Origin of the sequence: Cysteiniphilum sp. QT6929 (assembly GCF_030035755.1) — a bacterium.
Taxonomy (GTDB): domain Bacteria; phylum Pseudomonadota; class Gammaproteobacteria; order Francisellales; family Francisellaceae; genus Caedibacter; species Caedibacter litoralis.
In genome coordinates this window covers 2604369-2613942 of sequence record NZ_CP103983.1, presented here as the reverse complement: position 1 = coordinate 2613942, position 9574 = coordinate 2604369, and the positions used below count along the sequence as shown (strand labels likewise).

Below are 9574 nucleotides of genomic sequence, written 5' to 3'. Positions count from 1 at the left end.
TTATGTACAAATACCCTACTGCCTTTAAAACATAAGCAAGTTATGGATGAATTTAGCTGAGCAAAACCTAGAAACGATTCAGAATGAGATATCAAATACGATAGTAGAGCTATCTAAACTTAACACCGTTACGGAAAATAAGCTTGATAAAGATCGTATTGAGCATGCACAAGATCTATCAAGCAAACTCTCCGACTTATACGCAGCATTAAGTCACCAAGAGAAAGTGCTCAGTGACTCATTTAAAAAAGATGAAAAAGCACAGTTAGATGCTACGGGCAGGCGCTACATTTTCAAAGACTATAGAGCGACTAATGTGATGTATCGCAATGGTAACCGTTTTGATATTTATATGCCTTACTATCTTTTCAAAGGAACAAATAAAGGCAAAGGTACGGGCTGTAAGCCAGGCTTGCAATTACTGGGTATTCACCATGCTATATCCAATGGTTTAAGCACTTATATTGCAATGCTTTCTGCCGCATTAAGCTCATATGATGAAGTCAAACAACATCTTGCTAAAGTCAATATTCATTTGTCAGTGATGTTAATCGTTAAGATCAGCAAACATATCAGTAAATTAGCACGCCTAAGTCAGTCAGCTGAAAAGTATTTATCTGGATTCAAAAACACCAACACAATCGTTGTATCGATAGATGGCGGTCGCATTAGAATACGAAGTAAAAAGCGAGGTCCAAAGACAGCTAAGAAGCGTAATCGATTTAAGGGTCAGTGGCGAGAAGTTAAGTTGTTTGTTATTTACGTGGTGGATGATAAAGGCAATAAGATTAAGAAGGAGTTACCGATTATTGATGGCATCATCGGTAGTCCTCAGAAGGTGTTTAATTTACTCAAAAACTACTTGGCGAGACTTGATTTAAACATAGTGAATAATCTTGTTTTTGTTGCTGATGGAGCCCCTTGGATTTGGAAGCGTATTAATCAACTTCTTGAAACGATGACATTACGATCTGACATCAAGATATATCAAGTTCTTGACTATTATCATGCGATGGAGCATTTAAATGCTTTAGCTAAGCAGCTTTATAAAAGTAAAAGTGATCAGGGTAAGTGGGCAAGGTCGTGCAAGGAGCTTTTGCATGCAGGTAAAGTTGATGAGTTCATTACTAAAATCAAGTTGGATGGTAAGCATAAAAAAGGAAAGCTGGTCAAGTCAGAGAAAGGCTACTTTATCAATAACGCAGATCGTTTAATATATAAAACATGCAAAGATCATGGTTTACCTCAAGGCAGTGGCGCTATTGAGAGCGGCGTCATAAGGGTTGTTAATCTCAAAATGAAAGGCAACTCCATTTATTGGAAAGAGGACAGCGCTAATGATATGTTATTCATACGGTCTTTTTACAAGGCTGGGCGATGGGAAGATATTGAAAGAATGGCTTATGCAGGCGGGTTAGCAATGGCTTCCTAAAATACCCACAAATTGCGAATGCGCCCGCTACAAAACATTCGCCTTTAACGCGATTAAAATCGTATAAGACTTCCCTGAGACGGTATAACTGATCTCTATACCTTTGACAGCTTTATACCAAGGCTCAAGATAATTAGCTGTACCATCTGCTTGGACATTATTCCAAACGCCATTGGCGTAGTAGCGAATTTGTAGATCATCAACATTTTGAATTAATTCCTGTGAAGAGTTTCCATTATCTATATTTAACATAAGGCTTTTAACCCCACTTACCTCACGTAAGTAGAGAATATAGACATGATATTGCGCAAGAAAGCTCCCTTGCGCATAGCTTCGTGCAGGTCCCTGCTCGACAGGGACAGAACCAACCGAAGCATCTGCCGTTGCCTTCATCACTTGATAGCCTGTTTGATCTGCCAACAATATATAGTCGTTATTGCCAATTTTTAATCCTGTTGTGATATTCACCGGTGAAGAACTGGCTGAAATAGCACCAGATAGTTCACTGGAAACAACGCCTTGTAACATTAATATATCAGTTCCAGCAACATGATTTGGTGGAGCATAAAAATTTAATGAAGTTGCCGCATATACTGGTGGATAGGATAGCGGATTAAAGGTAGAACTTGTCACGCGTAAATCGACTTGCTGCCACGGCCACAACCCATAAGGTGATGGCGAGGTTGATTGATCAACCAGATTACGAAAAGCTTGGGCAACAACACTTGCTTCGGTGTTATCAACCAGTTGTGTGACTGTGCGTGTGTAACTATGGCGCACGGTGTAATACATTTCACCGGCTATGACTAAGACAAAAGCAGCAACAGCAATACCTACGAGCATTTGAATTAAACTTGCACCCTGCTCTTTTATTTTAACCCTTTGAATATGCATCTTGATACCCCTTAAAACTATGGTATCACCACAGCAAAGGTGCGCTGTTGCTCAACATTTAACAAGGTATTGCGTCCCGTTAATTCCGTTGTTCCTTGGGTAAAGACAATATTGCCACTGGGTGAGAGATCAATCGCTTGCCCGGTTATCCATGAATTTTCAATACGGTTATCCAATAGAATATCAATAGCAACTTCGTTATTTGTGCGACTTGCTACAGTGGCTGAACGCAGCATCACTGTCATAAACGAGGTAAAGACAAAGACTAGTATAGTCAGTGCAATTAAAGATTCAATCAAACCAAAGCCCGCTTGTTTGCTTGAGTGAGAATGGTATTTATTACGCATCTGCTTTTTATATTTTTTATATTCTTTACATTTTCTATTACATACCATAGCTGCTTCCTTGATTGTCTTGATGATACATGCTCATCATAAGTACCTATGCAAATATTACTAGGTATTTTTTGGATTCTCGGATCAAGTCTGAGAATGACTACCAGTCATCATATTCAGGCTTGACCCGAATATCCATTATGACCAAAACTATTGTTTAGGTATTTAAAACTAATGAAAGTATAGCCTGAGAAATATTTTTTTGCAGCTTAGCAATCGATTCAAGCGTTATTTCTAACAGTAATAACTGACCTACCCCACCAGCATACTAACTACATCTGTATGCATGGCACGCAAGATACAATTGTTCCGATAAAGCTTGGCGCCACAGCTAAAGTTATGCTGATCCAACATGGTTATAATGTCGCATGGCACACCTATGAAACAGGTCATGAGTTATGCTTTGACGCAATTCAAATGATCCGCTCAATCATTATGGAAAAATTGATAGATATACCTCCTTATAAAAGTAATAGCATTAATCGCTAAGTAATGTATCAAGAATCTCTCCCGAGGCTTCTGCCAGCAGATTATAATTAAGCAACTCCTTTATCACATTATTATTTCTTGTTCCCTGTAAAGTGTATGCATATATAGACTGAGGTTTATTATAGTTGTGTAGTATTTGCAAGGTATCGTTGCATAGTGAAAAACAAAAAGATGGTATGACACCATGTCCCATGCCATGATCAATAAATTTTTTAATTGTGGTTACCTTATCTAAGTACTCAATATCAGGCGCTGAAATAAACAACTCTAGATACTTGATAAAGTAGCTTGTCGTTGCATAAAAATACTGAGGCATAAATACTCTCGTTGAGGTTAGTGATGATAAATCTTGAATAGCATTTACCCTTGGAAAATGGACTTTACTGCTACATAGCAACATCTTGTAACTACCTAATGTCGTTACACTATAATCATCCTGCGATATAAATGGATAAAGTGTGAAAATGACATCGTACTGCTTTTCTTTAATGGCTTTTTGCATTTCATCAAAGCGACCTATCAATGTCATGCTCACTTCTATCCCTAAATATTTTGATTTAAAAGCACTGATCATACCCAAAAAAATCTCCGCCAGATTCTCAGGAATTGCAACTTTGATGACTTCTTTTTTTTGTTGGAGCTCATAAATATAATCAGCTATATTTTGCTTTTGCTCTAATAAGCTAATGATCTGAGCGTGCAAACTTTTGCCTTCAGCAGTCAAGTGCATATATTTTCCCTCTTTTTGATAGAGGGCTGTGTTACACAGCTTTTGCAAATTATCCAAATGCTTCCACGCACCTGGCACACTGATATAGCACTTATTCGCGGCTTCGGTAATACTCAAGGTTTTTGCAAATGTATCAAAAACTTCCATTTGTTTTAATGTGAACATTAATTTAATTACTCCATTGTCATCTATCCATTTCACATAAGTATCAATAACTTCCGCTATATTAAACACCATAAAGCGATTCATAAGCGATATGAGCCTAACTATTTGTTAAAAAACAAAGGCGTGGAACTGTAACTCAAGATAAATATGACAAACAGCAGCCAAATGGCAGGGGGTGATCAAAATTTACATCTTTTCTTATTTTTTTATTTCTTTTAAGTCTCGCTTAAGTTAAAACGTATAAATTACGGCAAGTTTTTTAGTTAATTCATTTCATGGAGCAAGATCAAAAATGCAGGACTCAGCATTCTTAGAGAACTACTTTATCCCTTTTTTAAATAACTATAACGATATGGGGGTCAACTTTATTGTGCATGACCTTGAAGGGAAAATAAGATTTTTAAATGAGCAAACTGCCAAAATCATCGCAAATACTGAAGCCAAGCAGCTGGTTGGCACCACACTTTTTGATCTTAAGATTATCAGTGAATCCGAATATGAAACACTAAAGAAAATACGCGACGACGTCATCACCAAGCGTCAGATCATTCGTTGTATAAACTTTTCAACCAATTGCTTAATTGAGCAAGGCTTATCACATCATATTTATCAATGTAGCGTATTGCCGATTATTGATTTAAAAAATGAAGTTATCGGCACACTGACTACCGGTCGCCTACTGGATAATTTAAACCCTTACTACCATTATATTAAAGGCTTAAATATCGATCTCAGCACTGAAACCTCCAAAACTTTAAATTTACTTTCTCCCAGAGAGCTTGAGATTGTCTATTTACTTGCGCATGGCATGAGTCAACGTGATGTTGCTAGCTTCTTAGGAATCTCCAGAGGGAATGTCTCAAGAGTCCTTACTGAAAATATTTCAAAAAAATGGGATGTTGAGCCAACAACTGATGCCATTATTGAAAAAGCATTACATTGTGGTATCAACACGCACATCCCCAAAAGCTTAGCTAAACATCAAATCGTCATCCTCCCTTAACTGCTCTGATTACCCTGATTACCCTGATTACTCTGCTTTCTACGACTTCTAAGCTTATTGCGTTTGCAAAGCGGCGAAATGATGATTAGACTTACGAGAAATAATCATCACAAGGATCGACTTATGGCATACAAAGAATATAAATTATTAGATACAACAACGCACACTAAAGATCAAAGCATCCCTTATTATCATCCAGAAACCTTGGATGTCATCTCTCTTGAAACACCTGCTTTACACGTTTTCACTGACTTTCATACCGTCAAACCTTATGTTATTCATGTAAAGACTTTGGCAGATGATGCATTACAAATGATGCAAAAAGTAGAAGTACATGCATTATTGGTAATCAATAATGATGATGAGGTCGTCGGTTTAATAAACACCCGCAGATTGCAAGGGGTATACCGTACACAAGTTGCACAAAGCGAAGATATTCACCATAAAGAAGTGACTGTTGGCATGTTGATGGCAAAAATTGGCAGTTTACCAATGCTTGACTATGCAGTATTAAAAGACACCTTAGTTGGTCATATTGCCCGTTTAATGCATGATCAGCACATTGATCATTTACTTATTCAAGAGCAAGATAAATCTGGTAAAGACGTTATTCGTGGCATTATTTCAGCCAGTTTTATTGCCAAGCGTCTTGGTGCACAAATCGGGCATGACCTTGCATCACGCAACCTTGCTGAACTTAACAAAATTATTTAACTTGACGATCACCACACACTATGCCAATTATTTCTCTTCGCAATGCCGAGCTTGCCTTTGGACACCATAAACTCTTAGATAATGTTTCTTTGGATATCGACGCCAATAAGCGTATCTGTTTAATTGGTCGCAATGGCGCGGGCAAATCCTCTCTTTTTAAAGTCCTTCAAGGGCAAATACTCCCAGATCACGGTGAACGTATCGTCCATGACAATGCCAAAATCGCATGGCTTGAGCAGGAAGTGCCACAAAATACCAAAGGCTCGGTATTTAATATTGTACTTTCTGGTTTTGGTGAGACTGGTCAGTTAATTATTGACTATCAAAATTTATTAACTGCTGATTTAACACAAGCCGACAACCTAGATCATTTGAATAACTTACAGCAGCAAATCGATAATGCCCATGCATGGGATTTACAAATGGAGGCAGAGAAAGTGCTCTCTGCCCTCTCCCTTGATGGCAATGCATTATTTGATGATCTATCTGGTGGCTTAAAACGTCGCGTATTACTTGCCAAAGCATTGGTTACCTCACCTGATCTCTTACTTCTAGATGAGCCGACAAACCATTTAGATATCGAGTCAATCGAGTTTTTAGAACGTTTCTTGCCACAATTTAAAGGCAGTATTTTATTTATCACCCATGATCGCCAGTTTTTGCAAAATATTGCGACTGATATTATTGAGCTTGATCGTGGTAATGTCTTAAGCTTTCCTGGAAATTACGATAAGTTCCTAACACAAAAGGAAGCTTACCTACATGCCGAGGAAGTACAAAATGCTAACTTTGATAAAAAGCTGCAACAAGAAGAAGCGTGGATTCGCCAAGGTGTTAAAGCACGTCGCACTCGTAATGAAGGGCGCGTACGCGCATTAAAAGCATTGCGTGAAGAGCGTAAAGCCCGACGTGACAAACAAGGCAATGTTAGCTTAAGTGCATCTCAAGCAAATAAATCCGGCAAAATGGTGATTAAAGCTTCAGATATTAGCTTTAATTATGATAATAAGCCGATCTTTAATACCTTCTCATGTGAGATACAACGTGGTGATAAGATTGCGATCTTAGGCAAAAATGGTTGTGGCAAGAGTACGCTACTGCAAGTATTACTGCAAAAATTAACACCACAATCAGGCATGGTAAACCATGGTGAAAACTTACAAATTGCCTATTTTGATCAGCTGCGTGATCAAATTGATCCCAAGCTTTCGCTTGTTGATAACGTCACCGAAGGTTCCGATTACTTGGATATTAATGGTCAAAAAGTGCATGTCATTGGTTATCTTCAGAACTTTCTGTTTGATCCAAAACGCATGCAAAGCCCCGCTTCTTCACTCTCAGGTGGCGAGCGTAATCGTTTATTATTAGCCAAGCTTTTTGCCAAACCAAGTAATGTATTAGTTCTTGATGAACCTACCAATGATCTTGATGTTGAAACACTTGAAGTCCTTGAGGAGCTTATTTTAAATTATCAAGGAACGGTGCTCATTGTCAGCCATGATCGTAGCTTTATCGATAATGTTGCCACAAGCACGATTGTCTTTGAGGGTAACGGTCAATTACAAGAGTATGTTGGTGGTTATGACGATTGGCTGCGCCAAAAAAACTCGAACGCCAAACCTGCAGACCAAGCACCTCAATCATTACAAAAATCATCTTCTACCAAAGTAAATACAGCAAATAATCATATCGCTAAAAAACAAAAATTAAGCTTTGCACAGAAAAAACAGCTTGCTGAGTTACCTAACGAGATTGAACAATTAGAAGCTGAAATTGAAAACTTGCAACAAGAAATGGCAACACCTGAGTTTTATCAGCAAAGCAAAGAGGCGGTTCAAGAAACCTTACAAGCACTTGAACAAAAGCAAGCATTGTTAAATGATAAATATCAGCTATGGGAAAATCTCTCCGAGCTTGAGGCGCAATATGAGCAATCCTAATGAGTCTAATGAAGCTAATGAATCTAATGAATTACTCAAAGCCAAAATCTTAAGCGAAACAGCACGTATTGCGTGGATTGAGCTTCAGCGTTTTTTTGCACAAGGCAAAGTCATCAAAGTCAGTGACGCACTTGATTTAATCGATGTCGCCTATGCATTAGCACAAAACAATCAAGCACAAATCACGGATTACATGAGCCAAAATCATATTGAATATGTCAATGATGACGATGCTAAACATTGGTTTGAGAACAATACAAGGCTTTGGGCTTCAGTCGTCAAACCTTGGATTTTGGTGCAAGAGAAAGATGATAATCAATAATAGCGACAATCAACATATCAATCTTAGATCCTATATTTTATGCCTTGTCGGCTATATGACCTTAACACTTTCGCTATCTTTGGTGCCTTATATCGCGATAGCACTTAAGCTTAGTACTACCGAAGTCTTACAAGCATTAAGCTTCCTATTTTTATCTTATAGTCTTTCTGCCATCTTACTGGCAAGCGCTTCAGATGTATTAGGCTCTTCAAAAGTATTAACCATTGCTCAATGTATTTCTATGCTTGGGTTGTTACTCATAACCATCGCTCAAAATGAACTCATGCTTTATCTGGGCTTTTTACTCACCGGCATTGGCACAGGTCCTTATGCTTCCATTGCTCGCGCCTTTATCTCACGATATGCCAGCAACAATATCGAACTAAAAAAAGCCTATGCTTTATTATCAATATCACTGGTTATCGCCCCTTTATTAAGTGCCTTTATTGCACAAATCGCGCTTTTGGGAACTTGGCGCTTAGCCTATCTTATGATGTTTATGATTGAGCTTAGTGTATTTTGGTTAATGCGCTCAATGTTACAACGCGATAAAACCACGCAACAACTGATTAGTTGGCAAAAAATTCTGCATAATTTTGTTTATATTTTCCGCGTTAAAACCTACTTACTCAACTTACCGGTTTTATCCTTATGCTTTGCTTTTTATATTCAAGTAATCATGACCAATATCAAGCCGCTCTTAACCACAGATCTTGGCATTAGCATCATTAGCTATAACATTATTTTAGTCTTGATTACTAGCTGCTATATCGTAGGCATTTTGTGTTTTCGCCGTTTAGCGCATCTTAGTCATCGTGCGCAGTATCGCATTAGTGCTTTATGCTTTTTCGCAGTGATGACAGTGCTGTTTGGTCTTTTGCCTTTTACAATATTAAATACCCTCATATGCATTACGCTACTATGCTTTTGTGCTGGATTTTTCGTCCCACTATCAACGGGCTCTGCCATGCAGCACATTCAAAAAGCACATGGTTCAGCCGCGGCAACGATTTCATTTGCCGTCACCTTTACTATTTCCATCTGGACTTATGTGCAAGCGCATAGCCATTTTTCCACCTACCACTTTATTTTATTTGCTTTATGGGTAACTCTTGTTGCTTCAAGCTTATTATCAATAATTATTCTCAATGTGAAAAACACCACAATGCCGACAGCCTAATCGACAATGCTCAAAGGCTTGTGCTAAGATACACGCAACTTTTTTTAAGAAAATTTCTAATCAAGATATGACAGATAAAGAAAAAGAGATTGAACGTCAAAGCAATATGACGCATAAAGAATTGTTCAAACTAAATGGTGCTAAAGCTGCGATACGCTCAGTAATCTTTATTTTGATTTTTGCCGTATTTTTGTACGCAGTTACCGGTGATATGTTATCCCCCGAGCTTGCCGTGATATTCTTTTTAATCGATGCAAGTTTAAACACCTTTCGTTACAAATGGTTCAAATCACTGCGAAAATAAGAAATA

Annotated in this window: 11 protein-coding genes; 8 read left to right on the top strand and 3 right to left on the bottom strand. The window is 38.0% G+C overall.

Translation table 11 applies throughout. The features are described from left to right. The first annotated feature begins 46 nt into the window (after window positions 1-46). Complete coding sequence (locus NYP54_RS11470) at window positions 47-1432, top strand: hypothetical protein (RefSeq protein WP_283156605.1); 1386 nt, start codon at window positions 47-49, stop codon at window positions 1430-1432. 27 nt (window positions 1433-1459) lie between these two features. Here NYP54_RS11470 and NYP54_RS11465 read toward each other — a convergent pair whose 3' ends face one another. Together NYP54_RS11465 and NYP54_RS11460 are read right to left on the bottom strand one after the other, a co-directional pair. Next, on the bottom strand, window positions 1460-2326 hold the full coding sequence (locus NYP54_RS11465) for a hypothetical protein (RefSeq protein ID WP_283156604.1): 867 nt from the start codon (window positions 2324-2326) through the stop codon (window positions 1460-1462). A 17-nt stretch (window positions 2327-2343) separates the two neighbouring features. Continuing rightward, a complete protein-coding gene (locus tag NYP54_RS11460) occupies window positions 2344-2673 on the bottom strand; it encodes a prepilin-type N-terminal cleavage/methylation domain-containing protein (RefSeq protein WP_283156603.1) in 330 nt (109 codons plus the stop codon). Window positions 2674-2940: 267 nt separating this feature from the next. Here NYP54_RS11460 and NYP54_RS11455 point away from each other — a divergent pair, with 267 nt between their 5' ends. Continuing rightward, on the top strand, window positions 2941-3210 hold the full coding sequence (locus tag NYP54_RS11455) for a hypothetical protein (RefSeq protein WP_349293389.1): 270 nt from the start codon (window positions 2941-2943) through the stop codon (window positions 3208-3210). Here NYP54_RS11455 and NYP54_RS11450 read toward each other — a convergent pair. Further along, window positions 3200-4105, bottom strand: a complete 906-nt coding sequence (locus tag NYP54_RS11450; protein ID WP_283156602.1) for a LysR family transcriptional regulator — start codon at window positions 4103-4105, stop codon at window positions 3200-3202. The genes NYP54_RS11455 and NYP54_RS11450 overlap by 11 nt on opposite strands. A gap of 292 nt (window positions 4106-4397) precedes the next feature. On the opposite strand from NYP54_RS11450, the gene NYP54_RS11445 reads away from it, so the two are divergent. The 6 genes from NYP54_RS11445 (at window position 4398) to NYP54_RS11420 (ending at window position 9568) form a co-directional block, all read left to right on the top strand. Further along, a complete protein-coding gene (locus tag NYP54_RS11445) occupies window positions 4398-5108 on the top strand; it encodes a LuxR C-terminal-related transcriptional regulator (RefSeq protein WP_283156601.1) in 711 nt (236 codons plus the stop codon). Between the two features lie 123 nt (window positions 5109-5231). After that, entirely contained in the window at window positions 5232-5822 is a 591-nt protein-coding gene (locus NYP54_RS11440) for a CBS domain-containing protein (protein ID WP_283156600.1), read from the top strand. 20 nt (window positions 5823-5842) lie between these two features. Then, on the top strand, window positions 5843-7762 hold the full coding sequence (locus NYP54_RS11435; protein ID WP_283156599.1) for an ATP-binding cassette domain-containing protein: 1920 nt from the start codon (window positions 5843-5845) through the stop codon (window positions 7760-7762). Next, window positions 7749-8084 (top strand): DUF2288 domain-containing protein, encoded by a 336-nt coding sequence (locus tag NYP54_RS11430; RefSeq protein ID WP_283156598.1) that lies wholly within the window; start codon window positions 7749-7751, stop codon window positions 8082-8084. The genes NYP54_RS11435 and NYP54_RS11430 overlap by 14 nt, the downstream gene beginning before the upstream one ends. Beyond that, on the top strand, window positions 8071-9264 hold the full coding sequence (locus NYP54_RS11425) for an MFS transporter (protein WP_283156597.1): 1194 nt from the start codon (window positions 8071-8073) through the stop codon (window positions 9262-9264). Before NYP54_RS11430 ends, NYP54_RS11425 begins: the two co-directional genes overlap by 14 nt. Before the next feature lie 67 nt (window positions 9265-9331). Beyond that, window positions 9332-9568, top strand: a complete 237-nt coding sequence (locus NYP54_RS11420; protein WP_117001540.1) for a hypothetical protein — start codon at window positions 9332-9334, stop codon at window positions 9566-9568. Window positions 9569-9574 lie beyond the last annotated feature (6 nt).